Raw genomic sequence first — 26,531 nt, forward strand, 5'->3', positions numbered from 1 at the left:
TTGGCGAGCCAGATGTCCGGACCGAAGACTTCGTAGTGAATCTTTGTGGCGGGGATTCCGGCGTTGATCGCTTCGTTGCGGATGTGCTTCATGAACGGCAGCGGCCCGCACAGGTACAGTGAGGCGTCGGCCGGAAGGTCCACCTCGCGCAGTGACATGAAGCCCGCTTTGGCCCCGGCCTGCGGTTCTTCTAGCCAGAGCTGCAGCTCGGCTGCGTCCAAGCGCTCGACGTCGTCCGTCATCTGGCCGCAAAGCGCCCAACTGTCCAGATTGCTTTCGGCGTGGAGCACCAGTACCCGGCGGCCGGAGCCGGAATCGGCGAGCGAACGCAGGATGGAAGCCGTCGGCGTGCAGCCGATGCCGGCCGAGGCGAGGACCACGGGACCGTTGCCATCTTTGAGCGTGATTTCGCCGTAGGGATTGGAGATCTCCAGGACATCGCCGACCTCGACGTCGTTGTGCAGCACGGGCGAAACCTCACCGCCGTCGTCGATCTTGGTCGTGAAGCTGCGGTTGGTGCCGGCGTCGCCGGAAAGCGAGTACTGACGGACCTGGCGCAAGCCGTCCGGGAGCGTGACCTTGACGCTGATGTATTGGCCCGGCAGTGCTTCGGTGATGGGGGTGTCGTCGGCCGGCTGCAGGATGAAGGTCATGGACCCGGTGCCGGCGGGAGCCTTGGACGCCACCTTCCATGGGCTCCACATTTCGCCATTGGCCTGCGCCGCGTACAGTCCCTTTTCGAGCTTGATCAACGCGTCCGCCATGAGCCAATAGACCTCTGTCCAGGCTTCGGCGATTTCAGGGGTGATGACATCGGCCAGGTCCTCCGCGATCGCGGCGAAGAGGTGCTCATAGACCACTTGGTACTGCGGCTCGGTGATCCCCAAGGATGCGTGGCGGTGTGCAATGCGTGACAGGACTGTCTCCGGCAGTGTGCCGGGGTTGCTCACCAGATGGCTTGCGAAAGCAGCGATGCTTCCGGCCAATGCCTGCTGCTGGCTGCCGGAGCGCTGGTTCGAACGGCTGAACAGCCCGTCGAGCAGCTCGGGGTGCGCTGCGAAGAGGCGGGAGTAGAACTTGGGGGTGATGTCACCAATCCGGGAGCCGACGAGCGGCAAAGTGGCCTCGATGACGGGGAAGGACTTGTCCGAGAGCATAGGTACTCCTGTCTTAATGGCCCGCGGTTGCATGCGGACCGGCCAATACTTGTATTTGAAATGCAAGTATCTATAGCTAAATTTCTACACGCTGTAGAAGGATTTGGCTAATCGGCAGCCCACCGACTGTCGGCGGGCGCTCCAACACGGCCTTACAGTCCGGATCGCAACCCGATCGCCTGGAATACAGGCGCCATTTGTCGCAAACGCGGCAGGGAGGAGACGACGACGTCGTCCAGCTCCCGGTAAAAGGCCTCCCTCGCGCGGGCCAGGGCGTGGCGCAGGCCGCATTCGGTGATCAGAGGGCAGTCGCCATGGGCGGATTGGCACTCGGCGGGGTCGGATCTGGTGTTCAGTTCCCGCAGAATCTGGCCAATGGTGGCTTTCTGTCCGGCGGCACTGAGCCTGGATCCACCGTTGCGGCCGCGCTCGACGTCGATGAGGCCCAGCTCCCGCAGCCGAACAATGGCCTTGCTGACATGGTGGTACGGAGTTCCCACGGCGTCGGCGATGTTTTGGGTCGTCAAGAGTTCACCTGCGGGCACGGACGAGAGAACCAGGAGCGCACGCAGGCTCACATCCGCGAAGGCATTGATCTTCATGCCCTCAAGCTTACGGAGTAAGGCCTAGTCCACCCATACGAGGGGTTCATTGGTGTCGCCTTCGGCGTTGTCGAAAGTGAAGCCTTCGGCAGTCCGGACATAGGGGACAACGGCTGCCATCAGCCGGCCGCCGCGATGCTCAGCTGCGGCGTGGATCCCGTCAGAGCCGTGTTCCGGAAGGATCACGTCGCTCGCAATCGCCACCGCACGGTATTCGTCACGGCCTTGGCGCAGCAATTCGAGGATGTCCGCCAGCATCAAGTCTGTGTCGACGCTTCCCTCATCGTCCGGCTCTCCAGGGGTTACGAAGACGATCCGAAGTTCGTCATCCTCATCGAGAGTGACAGCGAAGGGCAGGAATCCTCCGTTTTGTTCCAAGTGTTCCTGTGCCGTTGCCAAGGCGGCACCCAGGGTTTCACGCACTTCACGGAGTTCGTGTTCCTCAGTGCTTTCGAGGCCTTTGGTTGTGGTGCTCATGCTGCTGCTCCCTTCCGGGGCTGCCTGCTAGGACCGGACCAGCGCGAGGACGCGGTCCCGGACCTTTTCCATGGTGGCAACGTCCTTCGCCTCGGCGTTCAGGCGCAAGAAGGGCTCCGTGTTGGACGGACGAAGATTGAACCACCAGCTGCCGTCTTTCGCGGTGAAGGTGCTGCCATCCATGGTGTCCACGTCGACGTCTTCGCCGTCGAAATCGACGCGGACCCGCTCAATGGCCCCTGCCTTGTCTTCGATTTCGGAATTGATTTCACCGGAAGAGACGTAAGGCTCGTACTGGCGGCCAAGCTCGGACAGCGGACCGTCCTGCTCGCCCAATGCCGCCAAGACGTGCATGGCTGCGAGCATGCCGGTGTCGGCGTTCCAGAAATCGCGGAAATAGAAGTGTGCCGAGTGTTCGCCGCCGAAGACGGCTCCTTCTTCTGCCATGACGGCCTTGATGAACGAGTGCCCCACGCGCGTGCGCACAGCCCTGCCACCATCCATCGCCACGAGTTCCGGGACTGCCCGCGAGGTCAGCAGGTTGTGGATGATCACGGGGGTCTCTTCACCGGCGGCCTGTGCGCGGGCGATTTCCCGGCGCGCAACCATCCCGGTGATGGCAGACGGAGATACCGGTTCGCCCTTCTCGTCGATCACGAAGCAGCGGTCGGCGTCACCGTCGAACGCCAGGCCGATATCCGCGCCGTGCTCGATGACTGCGGCCTGCAGATCGCGCAGGTTTTCGGGCTCAAGGGGATTGGCCGGATGATTCGGGAAGGAGCCATCCAACTCAAAGTACAGGGGGACGATCTCGAACGGCAGGGCGGGAAGCAGCTGATCGCCAAGCACTGCGGGGGTGGTCAGCCCGGCCATGCCGTTTCCGGCGTCGACGACGATCTTCAGCGGACGCGAGCCGTTCAGGTCAACCAGGCTGCGCAAGTACTCCGAGTAGTCCTTCAGGACATCGCGGGTGCTGATCTTGCCCTGCACCTCTGCGGCCGGAATGCTTCCCGTGTTGAGGTACTCCTCAGCCAGTGCCTGGATTTCCTTGAGGCCTGTTTCGGACGAGATCGGCTGGGCGCCGGCCTTGGACATCTTGATGCCGTTGTACTCGGCGGGGTTGTGGCTTGCGGTGAACGTGGCGCCGGCTGCATTGAGGGCACCGCACGCGTAGTAGAGCTCGTCGGTGGAGATGAGGTCCAGGAGCTGGACATTGGCGCCGCGACGGGCGGCGCCATCGGCGAATGCCTTGATGAATTCGGGGGATGACGGGCGCATATCGCCGCCAACCAGCACAGTCTCGCCAGCGAGGCCGAGGGTGTCGACGAAGGCCGCGCCGACGGATTCCACGATGTGGGATGTGATGGATTCGCCGACGATTCCCCGGACGTCATAGGCCTTGAAGGAAGCCGAGAGGTCAAATGTCTTGTTCTGCTCGCTAGTCACGCGCTCAATCTTACTGTGGAGCGAGGTCGTCGCTACGCCGGGACTTCATCTATGTGGAAAACGTTTGTCCACATAGATGAAGTCACGGGTTCTGGCTGTCTGTGGGGGCTGGAATACTGAAGCCATGCCCAACAACCCGGATGCTGCCCTACTCGCAGCAGAACAGTCCACCACCCGGCTGCAGGCCCTTGAAGTACTGAAAGAGCTGGTCGGAAACGCGGACGCCCGATTCCACGACGGCCAGTACGAGGCGATTGAGGCCCTCGTCGACGCCGGAAGGCGCGCCTTGGTGGTGCAGCGGACGGGCTGGGGCAAGTCGGCTGTGTACTTCGTCTCGTCGTTGTTGTTGAGGCGCCGGGGCGCAGGTCCCACCCTCATCGTTTCGCCGCTGCTCGCACTCATGCGGGACCAAGTGGCGGCAGCCGCACGTGCTGGCGTGAGGGCCGTTGCGATCAACTCCGCAAACCAGCTTGAGTGGGACAACGTCCGGGAGCAGCTGGCCGCGGACGAGGTTGATGTACTCCTGGTTTCGCCGGAGCGGCTTACCAATCCTTCGTTTCGGGAGAACCAGCTTCCCGAGCTCATTCGGCGCACCGGTCTCCTGGTGATTGACGAGGCACACTGTATTTCGGACTGGGGACACGATTTCCGCCCCGACTACCGGCGCATCTCCGACCTCATCGAGCAACTGCCGGACAGTGTTCCAGTGCTCGCCACCACCGCCACGGCCAACTCCCGGGTGGTCCACGACATCGAAGAGCAGCTCGGTGCCGGAGTATTGACCATCCGCGGGGAGCTCGGCCGTGAGTCCTTGCGGCTGGGGGTCTTGAAGCTCGCCGATTCGCGGGATCGCCTTGGGTGGTTGCTGACCCACCTTGCAGACATGCCAGGCAGCGGAATCATCTATACGCTGACCGTTTCGGCCGCTGAAGACACCGCCAGGCTCCTCTCCGAGGCAGGCCACAACGTCTTGTCCTACACCGGACGGACGGACCCCGCGGATCGCGAGCGGGCCGAGCAACTCCTTAAGGACAACGAGGTGAAGGCGCTGGTTGCCACGTCGGCGCTCGGCATGGGCTTCGACAAGCCGGATCTCGGGTTCGTCATCCACCTTGGCGCGCCGTCATCCCCGGTGGCCTACTACCAGCAAGTCGGCCGTGCCGGCCGTGGCGCAGCAAATGCCGATGTGCTTCTTCTGCCCGGATCCGAGGACCGCGAGATCTGGCAATACTTTGCGACTGCTTCAATGCCGTCGGAGGAAAAGGCCGCCGCCGTGCTCAACGTCTTGGCCGGATCCGGCTCTGCCTTGTCCACCGTGGCGCTCGAAGCGCGGGTGGACCTGCGCCGGACTCCCTTGGAACTCCTGCTGAAGGTCCTGGCCGTGGATGGAGCGGTGGAGCGCGTAGGCGGTGGCTGGAAATCCACGGGACGTCCCTGGATTTACGACGCCGAGCGCTACGCCCGTATCGCCGAGGCACGGGTGGACGAGCAGGATTCCATGGTGATCTACCAGGACACCGCCGGGTGCCGCATGGAATACATCACCGCGGTCCTGGACGACGAGTCCGCGCGTGAATGCGGCCGCTGCGACAATTGTGCCGGCAAGTGGTTTCCGGCGGACGTGGCAGCAGCAGCCGCCGACGCCGCCGGTCAAACCCTGCGGCGAGCGGGTCTTGCGCTCGAACCCAGGCTTCAATGGCCCAGCGGCATGGATCGGCTGGGCGTGAGCGTGAAAGGCAAGATCAAGCCGGAGGAGTTGCTGTCCGAAGGGCGCATCCTGGCACGCCTGACCGACCTCGGCTGGGGTGGTGCCCTCCGTGAACTCTTTGCCGCCGGGGCGGCTGACCGCGAGGTTGAACCTGCCATGTTGCAGGCCTGCGTACAGGTCTTGCGCGAATGGTCTGCCGGAGACGGCCGATCCACCGGGTGGAGCGGTCAAGGGCGCCCGGCTGCCGTCGTGAGCGTTCCGTCCAGGAACAAACCGGTGCTGGTCGAATCCCTGGCCCGCGGCATAGCCGGAATCGGCCAGATGCCGTATTTGGGTTCCCTCCAACTCCAACACGGGGGACCAACGGGCGGGCGGGGCGGCAACAGCGCCTATCGGCTGGCCGGCGTCTGGGAGCGCCTTGTGGTGGGTCCCGAACTTGGAGAGAGCCTTGCCTCGCTCGGCGGTCAAGGCATCCTCTTGGTCGATGACCTGGCGGACAGCCGATGGACGATGACCTTTGCCGGCCGGGCCCTCAGGCAGGCGGGAGCCGGATCAGTGCTGCCTCTCGTCCTCGGTCAAGCAGCGTGACCGGCTCCGTCCCGGACGTCCAGTCCGAATCCAAGTGGCAGCCGCGGCTCGCTTTGCTCGTGGCCGCCACCTTTTTCATGGAGTTCCTGGACGGAACAGTCCTGACTACTGCCATGCCGAGCATCGCGGCCGACTTCAAAGTGGTCTCGGCCGACGTCAACATCACCATGACTGCCTACTTGGTAACCGTGGCGATGGGGATTCCGCTCAGCAGTTGGCTCGCGGAACGCTTTGGTGCGCGTCGGATTTTCTGCCTGGCGATCGCCGTGTTCACCTTGGCTTCGCTGCTTTGCGCTGCGAGCCAGAACCTCACCCTGCTGACCTTGAGCCGCGTGGCACAGGGCGCTGGCGGGGCCATGATGGTTCCGGTAGGGACTCTCGTGGTGTTGCGTGGCACGCCCAAATCGGAGCTCCTCCGAGCCACGGCATTCCTTGTCTGGCCTGGGTTGCTGGCGCCCGTTTTGGCGCCGCTTGTGGGCGGAGCTTTCACAACTTATCTGTCCTGGCACTGGATCTTCCTGATCAACGTGCCGCTGGGCCTCGCAGCGTTCATCGCAGCCCTGAGGCTGGTTCCGCGTACGGGAGGCGATGCTGGCCGACGGCTCGATTGGCTCGGGCTCACGCTCACCACCTTCGGCGTCGGGTCGCTTGTTGTGGGTCTTGAAGGGATTGGCGGTCATGGTGGCGGTGTGGTGCCGGCAGTCGTGCTGTTGGCCGGTGCATTGGCATTGGCCGGAGCGGCCTGGTGGATGCTCAAGGCCAAGGCTCCGCTCTTCGATCTCCGGGTTTTCGCCACGCGCACGTTCCGGGCCACCTCCACCGGAGGATTCATCTATCGCCTGACCATCAGTTCGGTGCCTTTCCTGCTGCCATTGTTGTTCCAGGACGGCTTTGGCTGGGATCCGCTCAGGTCCGGAGCCATGGTGGCCGCGGTATTCGTCGGCAACATCGGCATCAAGCCCGCCACGACGCCCATCATTCGGCGGTTCGGCTTCAAACCCGTGTTGGTCTTCGCCTCATTTGCCTCGGCCGTCACCTTTGCCGCTTGTGCAGCGCTCAATGCGGGGACTCCGGAGCCGCTGATTATCGCTTTGCTCCTGGCCAGCGGGGCATTCCGTTCGATCGGATTCTCGGCGTACGCCTCCGTGCAGTATGCGGACATTGTTCCGGGGGAGCTTCCCTCTGCCAACGCGGTGTCGGCAACATTGGTTCAACTGGCCGCGGGTGCCGGTATCGCTGTGGGTGCGCTCTTCCTGCGTCTCTTCGACCATGTGTCGCTTTTCGGCGGCGGCCCATCCTCCGCGTACCGTGGCGCTTTCCTCGCGATGGCTGCCGTGATGCTCCTGAGCACGGTGGACAGCCTCACCCTGCACCGGCACGCCGGAGCCGAAGTCAGTCGTGGTGTTGCGAGCAAGGCCCAGAAGCGGCGCTAGGGCTGCGAAAAATTCAAGGACCTTGTCAGCGGCCTCTCGCGCTCGCGGTCCCTCGGTCCCATGGGCTCGCGGTCCGGCAAAAGGCCCGGGACGCAAAAAGGCCCCGGTCCGAAGACCGGGGCCAAAACGCGGAGACGGGGGGATTTGAACCCCCGGTGGAGTTGTGCCCCACACTTCATTAGCAGTGAAGCCCATTCGGCCGCTCTGGCACGTCTCCAGTTGCTATTGCTAGCCAACCAAGGATACGCAGAACTGGGCATCCAGTGCAAAACGGGGGTGCGGGCCGCCGTCGGGCGCCGCGCTGCCGCCTGTCGGAGGTGGCGCGGGCCGCCGTCGGGCGCCGCGCTGCCGCCTGTCGGAGGTGGCGCGGGCCGCCGTCGGGCGTTCCATCGTTGAGAGCGTTAGTGCCCAGAGCGGGTCTTGCCGGCAAGGGCCCGCCACAGGAAGTGCTGGCTGCGGGCTTGAAGTGAGGCCGCCTGACGGTTGTCCGAGGCTCCCGCGTGACCGCCTTCAAGGGCTTCGTGGAACCACACGTTCGGGATACCCATTGCCTGCATCCGGGCTGCCATCTTGCGCGCCTGGACCGGGCCTACACGGTCGTCGGACGTAGCTGTCCAGATGAAGGTCTCCGGGTACTCCACGCCGTCGCGCAGCAGGTGGTACGGCGAGAAGGTACGGATGTACTCCCACTGCTCCGGTACGTCTGGATCGCCGTACTCGGCAATCCATGAGTAGCCGGCCGAGAGCTTGGTGTAACGGCGCATGTCCAGCAACGGGACGCCACAGGAGATCGCTCCGAACAGTTCCGGGTACTGGGTGAGCATGTTGCCCACGAGCAGTCCGCCGTTGGAGCCGCCCACGCAGCCGAGCCGCCGCGGACTGGTGACGCCCCGCGAAATGAGGTGCCGCGCCACAGCAGCGAAGTCCTCGAAGGCGCGGTGTCGATTCGCCTGCAAGGCTGCGCTGTGCCAGGCGGGACCGTACTCGCCCCCGCCGCGGATGTTGGCTACGACGTAGACGCCGCCGCGTGAATGCACCGCGGAGCCGTCTTCGGAGGTGGTGCTTTCGGTCCGGCGCTCCAGCCAGGCGCGCCCGATGGCTCCGCTGTAGGCCGGCGTTCTTGAGACCTCGAACCCGCCGTAGCCCGAGAGCTGTGTGGGGTTCTCGCCGTCGAGGTCCAGGTCTTTGGAAGCGACCTGGAAATAGGGCACGCGTGTGCCGTCCGCGGACGTGGCGAAGTGCTGCTGTACCTCATAGTCCGCCTCGTTGAAGAACGACGGCGAGGACTTCACCGCTGCATGCGTACTGGACACACCGCCGTCGTGCCCTGCGTCGAGGCTGTAACTGGCAACGCCCGGGGAAAGGGTGCCACGCATGAGCGTGGTGGGAGTGGTGAATCCGGTGGCCACGAGCCAGTAGTCGTTGCCGGCGTCGTCACCTTCCGCTTCGTCCTCGTCGTCGACGGCGTAGGCATTCACGTCGTGCAGCGGCGGGCACGCGTCCAACAACGTCGAGGCCCACCCTCCGGCCGGGTCCTTGCTGGCCGGGTCCAGCACCCTGATTTCGGAAGAGACGTCATGCAGCAGGTTCAGGAGCAGGTAGTTCCGCGTCCAACTCCACGACTGGAGGGACGTGTGCTCATCCGGGGTGAAAAGCACCGTGAAGTCGCGTTCCCCGGACAGATAGCCCTCGAAGTCGGCAGCCAGCAGGGACCCGGCGGGGTACGTGGTCCCGTCCACGTTCCAGTCCTGCCGCGGACGGAACATGAGCCATTCACGGTGGGAACTGAGGTTGACGTCGGTGGGGACATCGATCGCAAGCCACGCGTCGTCGCGCAGCACCGACGTGGTCCGGTTGAAGAAGTCGATCCAGTCCACGGCGAAAGTGCGTTCGAAGCCCGGGGTGGAGTCGTGGGCGACGAGCGCCATCATGTGGTCTTCGGGGATCTCGAAAATCCGCTCGGCTTGGGCCAGTGACTGGCCGCGGCGGAGCTTCACACCCGTGCGCGAGTAGGACGAACTGGTCTTCGGCAGGCCGTCGGCGGTCGTGGCAACCAGCAGGGTATCGCCGTCGAGCCAGCTCACGTTGCCCTTCGCGGTCGGAAGGTCGAAGCCGCCTGTTGCAGGGTCCACGAAGGTGCGGGTCTCGACGTCGAACTCGCGGTGGCGGTTGGCGTCGCCGCCGTCGGGGGAGAGGGCGATGATGGCGAGGCGGTGCGGTTCGCCTTCGGCCGGGCGCAGGAAGTTGGCGCCGTGGAAGACCCATTCTTCGCCTTCAGCGGCCGCGAGTGCGTCGATGTCGAGCAGCACGTCCCATTCCGGGGCGTCGCTGAGGTAGCTTTCCCACGTGGTCCGGCGCCAGAGGCCCTTGGGGTTCTGCTGGTCCTTCCAGAAGTTGTAGTAGTGCTCGCCGCGCTTGTTGACCATGGCGATCCTGTCCGTGGAGTCCAGGACCTCCAGGATTCCGGCTTCCAAAGCGGCGTATTCGGCGTCATCCAGCAAGTCTTCGGTGCGGGCATTTTGCTCCCGCACCCAGGCCAGCTGTTCCTCGCCGTGAATGTCTTCGAGCCAGATATTCTCGTCGACAGGTTCGGGGGCGATTGCGGTTCCCTGGGCAGTTGCGTTGTCGGGCGCGGGCGCTTGATCAGCTGCTGTGGTGGTCATGCCTCATCCTAGAGTGACTATCTGAGGAGGAAGCAAGTCACAAGAAGTTAGGCTTGGGCGTGGGTAAATCGCAGAACATTCGGGTCGGGCTGATCGGGGCAGGTCCCCGCGGCACCAGTGTGCTGGAGCGTTTGCTCGCCAATTGGGCTGCGATGGAAACGCAAACGCGCTCCCTTCACATCGACGTCGTGGACCCGTATCCCGCCGGTCCGGGGCACGTCTGGCAGCCCCAGCAGTCCCGGCTCTACCTCATGAACACGCAGTCGTTTTATCCCACGCTGATCCCCGAAGACGAGCGACTCGCGCCGCCCCTGGCCGGGGGCTCGTTTGAGCAGTGGCGGGCGAAACAGCGGTCCGACGGCGGCCCCGGCCTGAGCCCCGAGGAACGGGCCGAACTTGCCGGACTTGCCTCCCACGACTTTCCCAGCCGCGCCCTTTACGGACGGTACTTGCGCTCTACGCTCGAGCAACTGCTGGACCGTATCCCGGCCGGCGTGGAGATCGCCTTCCACCGGAGCAACGCCGTGGCGGCGCATCCCCTGCCGGGCGCCCCGGCGGACGGCGCGCGTGACGGTTCGCCGGGCAATCCCGCGGGCGGAGGGTTCGACGTCGAACTCGACGACGGCGGCAAGCTCACCGTGGATTCCCTCGTCCTCGCGCTGGGGCACCTGGAGTCCAGGCTCAACCCGGAGCAGCGTTCGTTCAGGGAGGTCGCGGCCGAACTCGGGCTGCTGTACGTGCCGCCGGCCGCGCCCGCCGACGTCGACTGGGCTCTGGTTCCGGACGGGGAGACGGTCCTGGTGCGGGGCATGGGCCTGAATTTCTTCGACGTCATGGGCCAGCTGACCGAAGGCCGCGGGGGACAATTCGTGCCCGCAGAAGATGGTCTCCGGGGGGAGCTCAAGTACCTGCCTTCGGGCCGCGAACCGAAGATCATCGCGGCCTCGAGGCGAGGCACCCCGTACCGGGCCAAGGCCGGGCTGGACGGTTATTATCCCAAGTCCGTGCGCTTGCGGTACCTGACCGAGAGCGCGGTGGAACGCTTCGACGCGGCGGGTATCCAACCTGGCTTCGACCACGACCTATGGCCCCTTCTGCATCGGGACGCCCTGTGGGCCTATTACTCAACGCTGGTCGTGGCCGAACCCGTGGCCGTGACTGACGCGACGGAGTTCCTGGCTGCCCTCGAAGATTTGTTGCAGCCGCATGCACACGCCACAGGGCGATGGGAGAACCAGGTCGGGGAGTTGGTCACCACGCATGTTGCCGCGTCGCGCCGCCTTGACCTGCTGGGTCTCGCGGCGCCCTTGGCCGGGCATTCCTTCGCGTCCAGGAAGGAACTCGATGCCGCCGTCGTGGACTACCTGGACGACGACGCCCGCCGTTCCGCTCTCGGAGAGTCGGATCCTGTGAAGATGGCCATCGGGGCCTTGCACACCGGACGGGCAATCCTGAAGAGTGCTGTGGCCGACGGCGGGATCACGGACGAATCGTGGGTCGGTGAGCTGCGCGGCTGGTTCGAATCCTTCGTTGAGGGGCTCGCGAGCGGTCCTCCTGCTCTGCGCGCCGAACAGTTGGCCGCTTTGGCGCGCGCCGGCGTCGTGAGTTTCGTGGGGCCCGATCCGCGATTCAGCGTCGACCGCTCCAACCGTGTCTTCCGCGCGGTGTCTGCTTGGGTGCACGACGACGCCGTGGAAGCCAGGACGCTGATTGAAGCCATGTCTCCCGCGAACCGGGTGGGCATGAGTGTTTCTCCGTTCCTCCGCCAGTTGCTCGCCGACGGGTTGGTGCGGCCGAAGGTCATGATGACCGCCGAAGGAACGCCCGTGCAGACCTCCGGCTTGGACGTCCAGCCGCATCCCTACCGTTTGGTGGGGGCCAATGGTTCGGTGACTCCGGGGATGTACGCCCTTGGCCTGCAGCTTTCCTCCACGCAATGGGGAACGGCCATTGCCGCAGAGGCCCGGCCTTCCGAGGGCACCAGCTACCGAAGCGGCCAACGGACCCTCCGCGACGCGGACGAAATCGCCAGGGACATGCTCGGCCTTCCGCTCCAAAAATGAGCATGTCCCACCAACAAAAATGAGCATGCCCCCCGCCCGTTCCGACGAGTGGACATAAACGTGATATGTCCACTCGTCGGGGCCGGGGGAGAGCATGCTCATCCGGGGTTGGCGCTGCGGCTAGCCCTTAAGGCACTTCTGGTACTCGAGCCACGCGAAGGCGTACTTGATCCAGCCGATCACGTCGTACCACTTGCTCGGCGCTACCGGCGCGGTGCACTTCGGAGGCAGTGGGGCGGCAACCTTAACGGCGGCCTTCACCACGGTCCCGGACTCGACGGCGGTCAGCACCAGGGTTCCTGTTCCGGCCGCGGCTCCCGCGGGTACCTTGAGGTTCACCGAGGCAGCACCGGAAGCTACGCCGACCGTTCCCAGTTGTGTCGCGAGCCCCTTGGCGTCCGTGAAGACTGCCTTGAGCGAGGCGTTTTGCGGGCTGCCGAGCGAGGTCAGGTTCAGCTTGGAGACGGTCAGGGTCATGGCGTCGCCCCTCTTCACCTCCGCCGCCGTGGTGTTCACTACGGCAACCGAACGGCGGGCGAAGTCCGGTGACACCGGATGGTGCGCGCTCAAGTACTTGATCCACGCGTCGCGATCCACCAGTCCTGAGTCCTTGGTGTTGCTGCCTTCCTTGAAGACCCGGAAGTTGTCACCCCCGGCGGCCAGGAAGCTGAAGGTTCCGATGCGGTACGACTTCGCGGGGTCAATGAGCGCTCCGTTCACCCAAATGGAGGTGATCCGGTCGCCTGCGGGGCGGTCGGCGTCGAACGTGTAGTTCACGTTCTTGGACACGCCCAGCTGCAGGTACGGACGGCTCGGCACGGAACCATCGGCGTTGGTCTGCCACTGCTGCTCAAGAAGTGACTTGAACTTGGCGCCCGTCAGGGAGGTAGTCCAGAGGTTGTTCACGAAGGGCAGTACAGCGTTGGCCTCCGCGTAGGTGATGGTGCCGTCGGGTGCGTAGTAGAGCTCGTTGCGCAGTCCGCCGGGGTTCACGACGCCCATCTCGGCACCGCCCAGTTCCGGAGCCTTGAGCGTGTCCACGAGGGAATCCGCCACCAGGTTGCCGAGGGTGGATTCGCTCGCGCGGTCATCACGCTTGGGAGTCCCTCCAGCGGGGTCCGGCGTGAACGCCGTGGTGATATCCGCGGTGACAGCGCCCACCGGCTGATTGCCGACGACGGCGGCGTCGGCCAGCGCCTTGTCGACGATGGCCTTGACCTGTGCGGCACGCGGGTAGGTTCCGGACATGTCCGTTGTTGACCGCTTGACGTTGCCCGCGGTGTAGGCGGTCACGGCCATGCTCTTGGTGTCCACTGTCAGCGTGATACGGCCGATGTTTTCGCCGTAGTTTCCGGTCTGCACGATCGGGCGGGTCTTGCCCGTCGGCTGGCCGTTGGCGTCGAGGATCGGTGCGTCCCAGGCGTATTCCTTGTGGGTGTGGCCGGTGAAGATGGCCGCAACATCAGGTGTGGTTTCCTTCACGAGCTTGGCGAACGGCCCGCCCGCGGCCACTTCCTGTTCGATGGTCGCACCGTCCGAAGTACCGGCTCCGGCGCCGTCGTGGACTTCCGCGACGATCACATCGGCCAGCTTTCCGGCCTTGATCTTGGCGGCAACACGGTTGACGGCGTCCACCGGGTCACCGAATTCAAGGTCGGCGATGCCGGCCGGGCTGACCAGGGACGGGGTTTCCTGCGTCACGGTGCCGATGACGGCCACCTTGACGCCGTTCATGTCCAGGACGGTGTACTCCGGCAGTACCGGGGTAGTGGTGCCCTTCTGGTAGACGTTGGCACCCAGGATCGGGAACTTCGCGTTGTTGCCCCCGGCGATGACGCGGTCCCGTAAGTCCGACCATCCGCCGTCGAACTCATGGTTGCCCACTGCGGACGCCTTGAGTTCAAGCGCGTTGAGCACGTCGATGGTCGGCTGGTCCTTGGCCACCGCAGAGGCGAAGAGCGACGCGCCGATGTTGTCTCCGGCGGAGATGAAGGCAGTTGAACCGGCCGCGGCGCCGGCCCGGAGCTGTTCGATGGTGCTGGCGAACAGGACGGTGTTGCTGTCGATGCGTCCGTGGAAATCATTGATGCCCAGGAACTGCAGGTCCACGCTGGCCGGTGTGGTCGGCAGGTTCAGGCCGACCACCACGGGATCGTGGTCGCTGGCCCGGAATTGGTCCGGGGCGTAGTAGTTGCCGACATTGTTGTTGTACCTGCTGTACTCAAAGGCGACCGACTCCACCGAGTTGATGTTCCAGATGTCGGTTCCCGTGACCACCTCACGGGCAGCGGGGGAGGCAAGGATGTGGTCGAGGGAGCCGACCATTCCGCCGAACAAGTACGAGTGCTTCCCGGTGCTTGTTTCCAGATCTGTGTAGCCTGCCCCGGTCAGGACGTTGATCGGGTCTTCTTTGGAATAGGCGTTGAAATCGCCGATGAGGAACACTTTGTCGGTGCCCTTGGAGGACTTCAACAGGTCGGCGAAGGCCAGGAGCGATTGTGACTGCTTGGTGCGGGCGAGGTTGGAAGCGCCTTGGCCCTTGTCGGTGTCGTCCGGTGTTACTGCTGAGCCCTTGGACTTGAAATGGTTCACGATCGCGATGAACTTCTTGTCATCGCTTGCCCCCACGGGCTTGAATACCTGGGCGAGGGGCTTGCGTGCGCTGGCGAAAGCGATGGTGTCGTTGTGGATGATCGACTCACCCAGTGGTTCGGCGCTGGCCTTCTTGAAAATGAACGCCGTACGGATCATGTCCTCGTCGCTCAGCGGGGGAGCGTTGGCAGGCGTGCGGACGTAGTCCCAGATTCCCGGGGTCTCGATGTTGAGGGAATCCACCAGCTTCGCGAGGGCATCGTCGCGGTTCTTGCCGAATTGTGCCGAGTTCTCGATCTCCTCCAAGGAGACGACGTCGGCGCCGGACTTGGTGATCGCGGCGATGATCTTTGCTTGCTGGCGCTGGAGGTTCTCGGCATTCGCCGCACCGCGGGCGTTGCAGCCGTCCTTGACCGTGATCGGGTTACCGTCCCGGTCCGTGTAGTAGGTGCAGCCGCTGAGCTGGTCACCGGTGGTGGGGAAGAAGTTCAACACGTTGAAGGAGGCGATCTTCAGGTTGCCGCCCACGTTCGCCGGGGCCTGGGGGCGGCTTCCGGTGAAGCTCACAGGCTGCACCGAATCCGCGGTGGCCGGGGTCAGTTGGGAGAGCGGCTGGAATTTCCAGGAGTTGTTCCCGTAGCCGAGGATCACGTTGGTACGGAAGGTCGCAGCCGATCCGACCCGCACGGGATCGCTCGTTGTCAGGTAGGGAAGCGCCTGTGCCTTCGTGGAGGCGTCCTTGAGGAAGTTGGTGGACGCGCCGTCGTCGAGCTTGATGCCGCGAAGTGCGTTGTCCGCAACCACCGCGTTGTATTCGGCTGAGCCGTAGTTTGCGACGGCGGTGGGCTGGACCAAGGGAGAGGTCCCTGCAGCCAAGCCGATTTCGCCGTACTGGTTCAGTGAATAGTTGTCCGCCACGGTGAAGGCGCCCTGGGGTGCCACGAGCATGCCTTCGTAGCGCTCTCGGGTGGTTTCGTCGGCCGGAAGCGCGAAGTTGCTCGGCTTGACTTCAGGTGCGGCTTCGCTGAGCTTCTTCACTCCGCTTGCGTCCGCGGTGAGCTGCGTCTGGTTGGAGAACTCGCTTACCGTGCCAGTGAGTTCGAGGTAGTCGCCGGTCCGGGTGCTTTCCACGGTGGACGGCGAGTAGACGAAAATAGCGTCCGACGCCGTCCTGGCCGCCGGATCGGTGTCGCCGCCGGTTCCCGGGGTCTGCACGTAGTAGCCGTTGAAACCGCCCGTGGCGTAGACAGCCGTGACTTTGCCCCGGGTGGTCACCGTGGCACCGGTGAACGGGCTGGCCGCCCCCGTGCCTTGGATTTCCGCGATGGTCTTGGTCCCGGCGTCGGTGGGCGGAGGGGCAGTGGCCCCGGCCGCCGTCGGGGTGATGGCGGCGCTGAGGCTTAAGTCGGCGGCGTTGTTGTTGGTGTCCGCACCGTTGGTCCGGTTCAGGCTCCTGACATCGGTGTTGCTTGCCGGTGCCAGGGCAGCCGCGGTCTCGAAGGTATTCGTGCTGCCGTAACCGAGGAGATCGGCTACGGCGGGGTTGCTCACGACGGAACCCGTGGGGAGGGGGTTCACGGCAGTGCCCTGCTTCGCAAGGACGATGGTTCCGGCACTTCCGCTCGGGTTGAGCGTTCCGGAACCGTCGACGTCGGCAGCCGGCAATTCTGCCGCCGTCGAGCTTGCGCTGTTGCTGGCGCCCTTGACGAGGAAGAATCCCTTGGCCGGGATGGTGCCGCTGAGGGGAGTGATGAAGGTGGGCGGATTGACGTTGCCCGCCGCGCGGTATTGGAGCGACCAACCACCCAGGCTGACGGCGGAGTCGGAGTTGTTGTACAGCTCCACGAACTTGTTCCGGAACGCTGCGCCGGCGCTTCCTCCGCTGAGGTAGGCCTCATTGATCACCACCGATGGGCCTGTAGCGGTGGGCGTATCGGCTGCCACGGCCGGAATGGTGGCGAGCGGGGCTGCAAGCAATCCCGCCGACACCACCAAACCGACGAGAAGTTTCCCATTTTTAAAATGCATTAGCTCTAACTTTCAATTGGCCCTGTAGGGCGCAGTGGAAGACACCCGCCGTGTGCGTCGGCGGGCGGTGAACCGGGCTTTACTCCGGCGGGGATATCACGCTCGGCATCACATCAGGCGTGGATGAATACCGGGTTGCCATATGGTGACGGCACAAACAAGAGAGAGCATGCCCTCCCTTTGAGGCGGGGAGTGGACATAATCGCAATATGTCCACTCCCCGCGTCGTGGGGAGAGCATGCTCTCTGGTGGGTGGCGGGCTGCGCCTGGCGGTTGGGCTTATGCAGCCTGGTTCTGGATGAGCTTGAAGATCGCACCCGTCGGATCGGTCAGGGTGGCCATCCGGCCGTAGGGAGTGTCCTCAGCCGCCTGGATGACGGTGGCGCCCAGGGCGGTGGCCTGCTCGATCGTCGCATCGACAGTATCCACCGCGAAGTAGACGCCCCAATAGGACGGCACCTCGGCGGGGAGGAAACCGGAGGCATCCATGATGCCTGCCTTGGAGTTGTCGCCCTCCCCGAGCGTCGTGTAGCGGAACTCCGGGGTATCGCCCACGACGGTGGTTTCCCAGCCGAAGACATTCTGGTAGAAGGAAACTGCCGAGTCGTATTCTTTGGCGAAGAGCTCGTGCCAGGCGGGTGCGCCTGTTTCGGCAGCCAGCTGATAGCCCTTCATCTCGCCGAACTGCCAGGCGCCGATTGCTGCTCCGGAGGAGTCCGCGTACATGGCCATGGTTCCCTGGTCCGGCACTTCCATGGGTTCCATGTAGACCTGGCCGCCGTTGGCGACGGCCGCTTCGGTGGTGGCCTTGATGTCGTCAGTGCGCAGGTAAGTGGACCAGACATCGGGCATCTGGCCCATGTCCGGCTGCTTCTGCATGATCCCGGCCACCATCTTGCCGTCCTTCGAGGCCGTGATGTAGCCGCCGTACTTTTCCTGGTCCCCGGTCTCGTAGGTCCAGCCGAAGAGGGTGTTGTAGAAGGACTTTGCCTTCTCCGTGTCCGAGGTCATCAGGTCGATCCAGCAAGGTGAGCCGGGGGTGATGTCAGGCGTGGGCATGTTCGCTCCTGTGTAGTTACCGCGGTTGTTTCCACGGTTTCATGAGTGGGTGGTGGAGACAGACAAAACCCTATGCGGGGCCCCTGACAGTTTCAATGGCTTCGCACAATGCCGGCAGCGAACCTAGCCCATGACGAGCATCAAGACGAAGTAGATCACTCCGCCGACGACCGAGTAGATGGCAAAAGGCGTCAGGGTCCTGGTCTCAAAGAAACGAAGCAGGAACTTGGTGGCGAACCATGCGGCGACGGCCGCGCACAGTGCGCCGACCAGAAATACGCCGCGCTCGTCGGCCATGGCCGGCGTGAAGAGGTCGGGCAGTTTGAGCACTGCGGCAGCGCCGATGATCGGCGTGGCGAGAAGGAAGCTGAACCGCGCGGCGTTCTCGTTGTTCAGCCCGGACAGCAGGCCGCCGGCCATCGACGAGCCCGAGCGGGAAATGCCGGGAATGAGGGCCGCAGCCTGCGCGGTTCCGATTCCGAGGGCGCGTTTCCACGACAACGTGGCGATCTCGGCGTCGGAAGCCGTTGCCGTTGTGTTCACATGGCGCGCGGACGTGAGCTGCCTTTCGCGTGTCCGCAGTCGCTCGGCACCAAACAGGACCAGGCCGTTGACCACAAGGAAGACAGCGGCGATCAGCGGGGAACCGAAGAGGTTCCGGATGGGCTTTTCCAGGACCAAGCCGATGATCCCGGCAGGCACGGATCCGACCACCAGCAACCAGCCGAGCTTGGCATACGTGTCCGACGGAGCGATCTTCCTGTCCCGGATGGACCGGCCAAGACCCTTGGCGATTTCGATCCAGTCCCGGAGGAAGAAGAAGAACAGCACGATTGCCGTTGCCAGGTGGGTGGCTATGAGGAAGTTCAGGAATTCCGGCGCCTTCTGGTCCAGGCCCCAACCGAACAGCTTGGGCAAAATGACGCTGTGGCCGAGGCTGGAAATCGGGAAGAGCTCGGTGATTCCCTGCAGCAGGCCCATAATGATGGCCTGGATCATATTAATCATGGGTTCGATCCTAGCCAGTACCGGTTACTGAGAGATGAACGTTTGCTGGGAGCTGGCCGGGTGTCAGCCGGTGAATGCACAAGAGGCCGGCCATGGAATCCGAAGATTCGCATGAACCGGCCTCTCGGCTGCGCTGTGTCGCGCCACGCGGAAGGTAAGGGATTTGAACCCTTGGTGCGGGGTTACCGCACACTGGTTTTCAAGACCAGCTCCTTAGGCCGCTCGGACAACCTTCCCTGCCTAGTAGTGTTTCATAGGGAGTTGGCTGCGCCAAAAACCTGCCGCCGCGATTAACGCGGTTAAGGTGTCTGAAAAGCCAACTGCACTGAGCGAGGGATCGGGAGCACTCCATGAAAGCCGTCTTCATCTCCGAACCGGGCGGGCCCGAGGTTCTGGAAATCCGCGACGTCCCTGCTCCGGTTCCCGGCCCCGGCGAGGTTCTTATCGACGTCGTCGCCGCCGGCCTGAACAGGGCGGACGTCCAGCAGCGCCGCGGCTTCTACCCGCCCCCACCGGGAGCATCCGACATTCCGGGCCTTGAGGTCTCGGGCAGGATTGCCGCGTTCGGGCCCGAGGTCAGCAAGCCGTTTTCCGTGGGGGACAAGGTGGTGGCCCTGCTTTCGGGTGGCGGCTATGCGCAGCAGGTTGCTGTCCCGGCGGAGCAGGTTTTGCGATTGCCCGACGGCGTGGATCTGGTCACCGCCGCATCCTTGCCTGAGGTAGCCGCAACGGTTTACTCGAACCTCATCATGACTGCGCAGCTGCAGGCCGGTGAGACGGTGCTGATCCATGGCGCTACTGGGGGCATCGGCACCATGGCCATCCAGCTCGCCAGAGCGTACGGCGCTACGGTCGCGACGACGGCCGGTACGGCTGAAAAGGTCGGCACCGCGAAAGCCTTCCTTGGCGCCGACATCGCCATCAACTACGCGGAAGAAGACTTCGCCGAAAGCCTCAAGGCACAAAACGGCGGCAAGGGCGCGGACGTGATTCTCGACGTCGTCGGTGCCAAGTACCTGCAGCAGAACGTGGAAGCACTCGCGGACTACGGCCGGCTGGTGGTGATCGGCTTGCAGGGTGGTGCCAAGGGAGAACTCAACCTCGGCCAGTTGCTCAGCAAACGGGCCGCGATCATCGGCACAGCGCTGCGCCCGCGGCCGGTTGCGGAAAAGGGTGTCATCATGAACGCCGTCCGCGAATCGGTCTGGCCGATGCTGGCCGACGGCCGGATCAAGCCGTTCGTGGCCAAGTCGTTCCCCCTGGCGCGGGTCCGCGAAGCCCACGAATACTTCGATTCCGGCGAGCACATGGGCAAAGTCCTGCTGCTGCTCTAGCCGCGCCCGCCAAACCGGCAGCACGAAGGAGGCGTATGTCCATCCGGTACAGCATCCTGGCGTTGCTTCAGGAGCAACCTCGCTATGGCTACCAATTGCGGGCAGCGTTCGAGGAACGCACGGGAGCCGTCTGGCCGTTGAACATCGGGCAGGTGTACACCACCCTGAACCGTCTGGAGCGCGACGCTTTGGTCCGCAAGGAGGGCGACGACGGCCGCGGCCATGTGCTTTTCAGCATCACCGACGCCGGGACCGCGGAGATCCGCCGATGGTTCACAACAGCGGTGGATCGTGGAGCTCCGCCAAGGAACGAACTGGCCACCAAGCTTGCGCTGGCCGTCACGACGGCGGGCACCGATGTTCCCGCGCTCATCCAGGCCCAACGTGAGATTTCCCTGCGCCAACTGCAGGTGTACACCCAAGACCGCAAGGATGTCGCAGCCAACCAAAGGGTCACGGATACCGCCAGGCTGCTCGTTCTGGACTCCCTGATCTTCCATGCCGAGGCGGAGGCCCGCTGGTTGGATCTGTGCGACGCGAGGCTGGTCCAGCAGGCCAATGGCGCCAGCAACGGCATGATGGGAACCGTCCGCGGAAACGGGACAGCCACCGCATAGACTGCTCCGCAGGGGAGGTGCTGACATCGAAACATTGACGAATGCCGACGTCCGCATCCGGCTGCTCGGCCCCGACGACGCCGATGCGCTGATCCGCCTGGCGGAGACGGATAACTTGTTCGACGAGGATCCGTCCGTCGCGCCGTCAGGCGCATTGACGTACGACGCCGCCCGCTCCTTTTTGGGCGACCCCGCCGTTCTGTTTTGGCTGGCCGAGCTCGATGACGAGACGGCGGGATTCCTCCACTGCTGCATTCAGCGCCGCCGAAACGCCGGCCCCTGGGCCGAACTGCTCCTCATGGAAATGGGGACCCATCTGGAGTGGCGCCGCCGCGGTATCGGCCGGTCCCTTTTGGCTGTCATGGAGGAGTGGATGCGGGAACACGGGATGGAGGAGGTCTGGGTCCCCGCCAACCTGTATGCCACCGGATTCTATGAAAAATGCGGTTTCGCTAAGGACGAAGGCGTAATACTCGTCAAGGCTCTGGGCTGAGTTGCGGCCCATGAGAGTATGAACGCATGAGCGATCAGGACGACACTCAACCCAGTGGCGAGAGTTTTGACGACATCCCGGTGGAGGGCACAACCTTGGACGCTGGCGCGGCACAAAGCACATCGGAAGCAGGTCCCAAGGCCGACGGGAAGGCTGGCGCCAAGAAGGGCACCACCCTGCAGGACCTCGTCGACGAACCCGCCAAGGTCATGCGGATCGGCACCATGATCCGCCAGCTCCTCGAAGAAGTGAAGAGCGCCCCTTTGGACGAGGCGGCACGCGGACGCCTTGCCGAAATCCACGAACGCTCCATCAAAGAGCTGGAAGAGGGCCTCGCTCCGGAACTTGTGGAAGAGCTGGAACGCATCAGCCTCCCGTTCCCTGAAAACACCACGCCCTCCGACGCTGAACTCCGGATCGCCCAGGCGCAGCTGGTTGGTTGGCTCGAGGGATTGTTCCATGGAATCCAGACAGCCATAGCCGCCCAGCAGGCGGCCCGGGAACACGCTGTTGCCCAGTTGCAGCTTCGCCAGTTGCCACCCGGAACCATGATCGCCCCAGGCGTCGTTATTGGCGAGAACGGTGAGCCCCAGCGTGCCCACCTTCCCGGCAAAGAAGCGGAACCCGGCAATCCGGCTCGCGTGGAAGATCCGGACCACGGTCCGGGCCAGTACCTCTGAGCGCTGGGTTGGGCTTCTTTGGGGCCGTCCGGCAGGGGCGGAAGGATGACGCTGAACTCGGCAAAGGATTGTGGCGGCGTGCCCACGACCGTTTTCATCGTGGCCTGGATCGGTATCACCAAGTGCTGGAGGGTGTCGAAGACGAAAAGCTCTACGGCGAACTCGTAGTCATTGCCAACGAACTCGCGGACTTGTCGTCCCGGGTACGTGCGGTGTGCGTGGAGGCCCAGCTCCGTTCGCCCAGCGACGGGCTGGATATTCCGGGATCGCTCGCCGGCGTCCATCGGGCCTTGTCCAAGGCCGGGAACTCACTTGCCACGACGGCGGAGGCCGCCGCGATGCTGCGTCTCGCCGTCGGGCCCGTCCCGGTAGGAGCGGCGTCGGTGCGACGACGCGCCGAAGCCGTTTACGAGCACGTCGAGGAAGCCGAACGACTGCTGAGGGCCGAAGCCGGCTCGTAACCCCTGCCGGCAAAGTAGCTGCAGGCGCGTCTATTCCCACATGGCAACTATTAAGCGCCTAGCTTAGAGGCGCGGAATCCGTAGCCACTGCAGGTGCGCGCTGGCAGGATGGAAGCCATGACTTCGTCACCGAACCTTACTTTTAACGACGGCAACTCCATTCCCCAGCTCGGCTACGGGGTGTGGCAGGTTGAGGACGATGTAGCCGAAAAGGTGGTGCGACAGGCATTCGACGCCGGCTACCGCCACATCGATACCGCCAAGATCTACGGCAACGAGGCAGGCGTGGGACGTGCCATCGCATCCTCCGGCCTCAAGCCCGAGGAAATCTTCATCACCACCAAGCTGTGGAACGCGGACCAGGGCTACGAGTCCACTCTTGCGGCTTTCGAAGAGTCCATGAACCGCCTCGGCTTGGAAACCCTTGACCTGTACCTGATCCACTGGATGCAGCCCAAGCAGGACAAGTTCGTGGACACCTGGAAGGCCCTCATCGAGCTCCAGAAGCGCGGACGCATCAAGTCGATCGGCGTCTCGAACTTCAGCAAGGAGGGCCTGCAGCGCCTGATCGAGGAAACCGGCGTTGTTCCGGCCATCCACCAGATCGAGCTGCACCCGTTCTTCAACCAGTCGGAACTCCGCGAGTTCGCTGCTGCCCGGGGCATTTTGACCCAGGCGTGGTCGCCTTTGGGCCAAGGCGGCGAGCTCCTTGAGAACGCCACCATCGCCCAGATCGCTGCCAGGCACGGGGCCACCCCGGCACAGGTGGTCATCGCCTGGCACCTGGCGATCGGCAACGTCGTGATCCCCAAGTCCGTGACCGAGTCCCGGATCCAGGAAAACTTCGCAGCACTTGGCGTGACTTTGGATGAGGCCGACATCGAGGCCATCAACGGCCTGGACCGCGGTGCCGAAGGCCGCATCGGACCGGATCCCGCAGTCTCGGACTTCGCATAGTTCTCCACGGGAAAACCCCGCACCTGACAGGTGCGGGGTTTTCTTGTCATAACTGCTACGTGGGCTGATGATCGTAGGGTGTTCGGGGTGATTGGCGAGCTTCAAGGCCATTCCTCAGGAAAGTGCTGAACCCAGGGGAAGCAGGCGATGAGCGGGATTGACGATCTCATGGCAGGGTCAAACGATCGTTGGGAGCATGCCGCCAGGCGGGCCTCGGGTATCGCGGAGCGTCAGCACGCCTGGCGACGCGGGGACTTACGGCCCATTCAGCGGCACCAGATGGGCCGTAAGTGACTCCGCGTTGCTGGTTCACCTCGCGGGGCGGAGGGGTGGGCCCGTGGATGCCCGGATCGTCAGATGGGTGGGGAGTTCGACTTTCACGCGCATCTGGGACCGGCCCGGTCGAAGCCTGCTGACGAGCATGTCCGTTGCGACCCGTCCGGCTTGTTCGATCGGGGCCGTGAGGGTTGTCAGGGGCGGTTGGCAGAAATCAGCTCCGAAGATGTCATCGCACCCGACCACGCTCATTTCATCGGGTACGTCGATGCCGCGTTCCCTCAGCCGGACGAGGACGCCGATGGCAACCAAGTCGTTGAATGCGATGCAGGCAGTCGCCCCGCTGTTGAGCAGGGTGTCAGCGGCGGCAGCCCCGGACCGCGTACTCGGGTGATACGGGCCAAGGCGCCGGATGGTGATACCCAACAACTCGGATCGCTCCTGCAGGGCCTCCCACCGCCGGCCGTCCGACCAGGAGTTCGGCGGCCCTGCGAGATAGGCAATATCCCTGTGGCCGAGTGAAAACAGATGCTCCATGGCCTGCTGGACCCCTGAAGGGGTATCAATGATCACGCTCGGTACGCCCGGTGTGCTGCGGTTCAACGTCACCAAAGGGGATTTGGCGGCCGCGCTGATGAGCTGATCGTCGCTGAGGCGGGTCGCGGGAAGAAGGAAGCCGACCGCGGAGCTCCGGAACTCGTCCAGGTAGTTTGCTTCCAGTTCGACATCCTCTTCGGTGTCGACAAGCAGCTGGGTATAGCCGGCAGTCTTGAGCTGATGCTGTGTGCTGCGGATGAAGTCAAAAAAGAACGGGTTTGTGATGTCCGGAACCAGGACGGCGACGGCTCCGGACCTTCCCGGGGCGGTGCTGCGGGGATATGCGGATGGCACGTATCCCAGTTCGCGGGCAGCCGCTTCGATGCGTTCCCTGGTGGCTTGGTTGACGCGGTGCGGCTGAGACAAAGCCCGCGAGACTGTGGACGCCGCTACACCGCTGAGAGCGGCGACGTCCCTGATAGTCGGACCCCGCCCCAGCGCGCCGGTTCCAATGCTGGCCTCGCTAATGCTCATAGTGCTGCCCCCTCGCGGCCCCGCAATGCGTTCTGAGAGTCCATCTTCCCTCATCAGGGATGTCCCTTCCCATCTGTGACAGGCCAATCCCCAAAAGCAACTATGGCAATTTTTGGCAACCGTTGCACTTGTTGCAGCAACTGTCATAGTGTTCCAGCTAACATCCGGTCTGTGTGGCCGGTTCCCCCGAGGATTTCGGGGCGACTCAACGAGGAGCATAAGAAAGACATGAACAACTCAAGGACGCGACTTATTGGCGCGGTCGTTCTCGTTTCGCTGGGAGCACTAGGGGTAACCGGTTGCGGTGCCGACAACGGCTCGTCGAGCGCGAGCGGGGGCGCCCCCAACGGCCAAGGCAAGACCCTGGATGTCCTGGTCGGTGCCAACACCAACAAGTCCGATCAGTTCAAGGCCTGGCAGGCCCACATAGCCGATGCATTCAAGAAGCAGACCGGCGCCGACCTGAAATTCGAGACGTTCGCCAGCGCCAACGATGAGCTCTCGAAGATCCAGACCTCTGTGGTCGCAGGCCAGGGCCCGGACGTCTACGCAGTGGGTACCACCTTCACTCCGACCGCGTACTCAACAGACGCCTTCGTCAAGTTCGACTCGAATATGTGGAACAAGGTAGGCGGCCGCGACCGCTTCGTTCCCGCGACGTTGGGAATTTCAGGGCCGGACACCCAGAATGAAGTGGGCGTCCCGTTTACCTCCAGGCCCTACGTTCTGGCCTACAACACCGAAATGTTCAAGAAGGCCGGGCTGGACAAGCCTGCTAACACCTGGGACGGTCTGCTGGACCAGGCCAAGAAGCTGACCACCGGATCCACCTACGGGTTCGCGACCGGATACGCGGACAACTACACGCCGTGGAAGTTTGCCTGGGCCATGGCCAACCAGTCGGGCAACCCCTTGGTGGACGGAAAGACTGCCCGCATCGATGACCCCACCGTGCTCCAGGCTTACGAAACGTACTTCGGTTGGCTCACCAAGGACAAGGTGGTCAACCCGGCCGCCGTCGGTTGGAACGATACCCAGGCTGCCGCTGACTTCGCCGCGGGCAAGTCCGCCATGATGTTGATGACCACCGCATCAACAAAGGTCACTTTCGATGCCTCCGCCGTGAAGGGTAAATACGCCTACGCCGTGATGCCGACCGTGCCGCCGGGACAGACTTCCGCGCCGTCCGGTGGCCAGCCGGTCAGCTCCATCATTTCCGGCGACAACCTGGTGATTGCCAAATACTCGCAGAACCAGGACCTCGCGGCTGCTTACATCAAGCTGCTCACCAGTGAAGACGAGCAGGTCAACTACAACAAACTGTTCGGAGATCTTCCCACCAACGCTGCGGCCGCAAAGAAGGTCCAGGATGCGGATCCTTCGCTGGCGCCGATCATTGATTCAGCGTCCAAGTCCAAGACCACACCGTTCACCGGCGCGTGGGGCGACATCCAGCTGGCGATGACCAACGTCGTGGTTCAGTCCCGCCCCGATCTTGGCAATGGCAGCTTCAATGAGGCCAACCTCAAGTCTGCGCTGGCCAAAGCCCAGAAGGACTCCCAGGCCTCCCTCGACAGGGCGTCGGCAAACCAGTGAGCACCACCGTGAAAGAAGACGCCGCCTTGCGGCGCGCGCCGGGGGGGGGGGGGGGCCCCCCCCCCCCCCCCCCCCCCCCCCCCTGGCCCCCCCCCCCCCCCCCCCCCCCCCCCCCCCCCCCCCCCCCCCCCCCCCCCCCCCCCCCCCCCCCCCCCCCCCCGCCCCCCCCCCCCCCCCCCCCCCCCCCCCCCCCCCCCCCCCCCCCCCCCCCCCCCCCCCCCC

The 26,531-nt window shown here is 64.1% G+C and carries 19 protein-coding genes and 2 tRNA genes; 10 read left to right on the plus strand and 11 right to left on the minus strand.

Translation table 11 applies throughout. From position 1 onward, the window contains the following. The 4 genes from KNN17_RS20170 to KNN17_RS20185 form a co-directional block, all read right to left on the minus strand. Positions 1–1,157: globin domain-containing protein (locus KNN17_RS20170; RefSeq protein ID WP_241710639.1), on the minus strand; the 1,157-nt coding region annotated here is incomplete at its 3' end. 152 nt (positions 1,158–1,309) lie between these two features. Next, complete coding sequence (locus tag KNN17_RS20175) at positions 1,310–1,759, minus strand: RrF2 family transcriptional regulator (RefSeq protein ID WP_241710640.1); 450 nt, start codon at positions 1,757–1,759, stop codon at positions 1,310–1,312. Positions 1,760–1,783: 24 nt separating this feature from the next. Then, positions 1,784–2,236 carry a hypothetical protein gene (locus KNN17_RS20180; protein ID WP_241710641.1) on the minus strand — a complete coding sequence of 151 codons (453 nt, stop codon included), beginning with the start codon at positions 2,234–2,236 and terminating at the stop codon, positions 1,784–1,786. Between the two features lie 27 nt (positions 2,237–2,263). Beyond that, positions 2,264–3,682: a phosphomannomutase/phosphoglucomutase gene (locus KNN17_RS20185; RefSeq protein ID WP_078106569.1), complete on the minus strand. Its 1,419-nt coding sequence runs from the start codon at positions 3,680–3,682 to the stop codon at positions 2,264–2,266. A 124-nt stretch (positions 3,683–3,806) separates the two neighbouring features. On the opposite strand from KNN17_RS20185, the gene KNN17_RS20190 reads away from it, so the two are divergent. After that, entirely contained in the window at positions 3,807–5,978 is a 2,172-nt protein-coding gene (locus KNN17_RS20190) for a RecQ family ATP-dependent DNA helicase (RefSeq protein WP_241710642.1), read from the plus strand. Beyond that, positions 5,894–7,411, plus strand: a complete 1,518-nt coding sequence (locus KNN17_RS20195) for an MFS transporter (protein WP_372489710.1) — start codon at positions 5,894–5,896, stop codon at positions 7,409–7,411. Before KNN17_RS20190 ends, KNN17_RS20195 begins: the two co-directional genes overlap by 85 nt. 129 nt (positions 7,412–7,540) lie before the next feature. Here KNN17_RS20195 and KNN17_RS20200 read toward each other — a convergent pair. Together KNN17_RS20200 and KNN17_RS20205 are read right to left on the minus strand one after the other, a co-directional pair. Continuing rightward, positions 7,541–7,628, minus strand: a tRNA-Ser gene (locus tag KNN17_RS20200). A gap of 184 nt (positions 7,629–7,812) precedes the next feature. After that, positions 7,813–10,074 (minus strand): prolyl oligopeptidase family serine peptidase, encoded by a 2,262-nt coding sequence (locus KNN17_RS20205; RefSeq protein WP_241710644.1) that lies wholly within the window; start codon positions 10,072–10,074, stop codon positions 7,813–7,815. 59 nt (positions 10,075–10,133) lie between these two features. On the opposite strand from KNN17_RS20205, the gene KNN17_RS20210 reads away from it, so the two are divergent. Then, positions 10,134–12,137: an FAD/NAD(P)-binding protein gene (locus tag KNN17_RS20210; protein ID WP_241710645.1), complete on the plus strand. Its 2,004-nt coding sequence runs from the start codon at positions 10,134–10,136 to the stop codon at positions 12,135–12,137. 120 nt (positions 12,138–12,257) lie between these two features. On the opposite strand, the gene KNN17_RS20215 is transcribed toward KNN17_RS20210, so the two are convergent. The 4 genes from KNN17_RS20215 to KNN17_RS20230 form a co-directional block, all read right to left on the minus strand. Beyond that, complete coding sequence (locus tag KNN17_RS20215; RefSeq protein WP_241710646.1) at positions 12,258–16,757, minus strand: ExeM/NucH family extracellular endonuclease; 4,500 nt, start codon at positions 16,755–16,757, stop codon at positions 12,258–12,260. Between the two features lie 279 nt (positions 16,758–17,036). Continuing rightward, positions 17,037–17,816 (minus strand): VOC family protein, encoded by a 780-nt coding sequence (locus KNN17_RS20220; RefSeq protein WP_078106563.1) that lies wholly within the window; start codon positions 17,814–17,816, stop codon positions 17,037–17,039. Between the two features lie 123 nt (positions 17,817–17,939). Then, entirely contained in the window at positions 17,940–18,824 is an 885-nt protein-coding gene (locus tag KNN17_RS20225) for an undecaprenyl-diphosphate phosphatase (protein ID WP_241710647.1), read from the minus strand. 148 nt (positions 18,825–18,972) lie between these two features. Then, positions 18,973–19,060 (minus strand) — tRNA-Ser (locus KNN17_RS20230). Between the two features lie 114 nt (positions 19,061–19,174). On the opposite strand from KNN17_RS20230, the gene KNN17_RS20235 reads away from it, so the two are divergent. The 6 genes from KNN17_RS20235 to KNN17_RS20260 all read left to right on the plus strand — a co-directional run bounded on the left by KNN17_RS20235 (position 19,175) and on the right by KNN17_RS20260 (position 23,366). Beyond that, on the plus strand, positions 19,175–20,158 hold the full coding sequence (locus KNN17_RS20235; RefSeq protein WP_241710648.1) for an NAD(P)H-quinone oxidoreductase: 984 nt from the start codon (positions 19,175–19,177) through the stop codon (positions 20,156–20,158). A 35-nt stretch (positions 20,159–20,193) separates the two neighbouring features. Next, on the plus strand, positions 20,194–20,775 hold the full coding sequence (locus tag KNN17_RS20240; RefSeq protein WP_241710649.1) for a PadR family transcriptional regulator: 582 nt from the start codon (positions 20,194–20,196) through the stop codon (positions 20,773–20,775). Between the two features lie 34 nt (positions 20,776–20,809). Next, positions 20,810–21,268, plus strand: a complete 459-nt coding sequence (locus tag KNN17_RS20245; RefSeq protein WP_241710650.1) for a GNAT family N-acetyltransferase — start codon at positions 20,810–20,812, stop codon at positions 21,266–21,268. Positions 21,269–21,294: 26 nt separating this feature from the next. Then, positions 21,295–21,948, plus strand: coding sequence for a bacterial proteasome activator family protein (locus KNN17_RS20250; protein WP_241710651.1), 654 nt, complete (start codon positions 21,295–21,297; stop codon positions 21,946–21,948). A gap of 8 nt (positions 21,949–21,956) precedes the next feature. Then, positions 21,957–22,409 (plus strand): hypothetical protein, encoded by a 453-nt coding sequence (locus KNN17_RS20255; RefSeq protein ID WP_241710652.1) that lies wholly within the window; start codon positions 21,957–21,959, stop codon positions 22,407–22,409. A gap of 117 nt (positions 22,410–22,526) precedes the next feature. Continuing rightward, positions 22,527–23,366, plus strand: a complete 840-nt coding sequence (locus tag KNN17_RS20260; protein WP_241710653.1) for an aldo/keto reductase — start codon at positions 22,527–22,529, stop codon at positions 23,364–23,366. A gap of 309 nt (positions 23,367–23,675) precedes the next feature. Here the strand turns inward: KNN17_RS20260 and KNN17_RS20265 are convergent, their stop codons facing one another. Then, a complete protein-coding gene (locus KNN17_RS20265) occupies positions 23,676–24,713 on the minus strand; it encodes a LacI family DNA-binding transcriptional regulator (protein WP_078106555.1) in 1,038 nt (345 codons plus the stop codon). A 228-nt stretch (positions 24,714–24,941) separates the two neighbouring features. On the opposite strand from KNN17_RS20265, the gene KNN17_RS20270 reads away from it, so the two are divergent. Next, positions 24,942–26,309, plus strand: a complete 1,368-nt coding sequence (locus tag KNN17_RS20270; RefSeq protein ID WP_241710654.1) for an ABC transporter substrate-binding protein — start codon at positions 24,942–24,944, stop codon at positions 26,307–26,309. Positions 26,310–26,531 lie beyond the last annotated feature (222 nt).

It is taken from the genome of Arthrobacter bambusae (assembly GCF_022606295.1).
Lineage (GTDB): Bacteria > Actinomycetota > Actinomycetes > Actinomycetales > Micrococcaceae > Arthrobacter > Arthrobacter bambusae_A.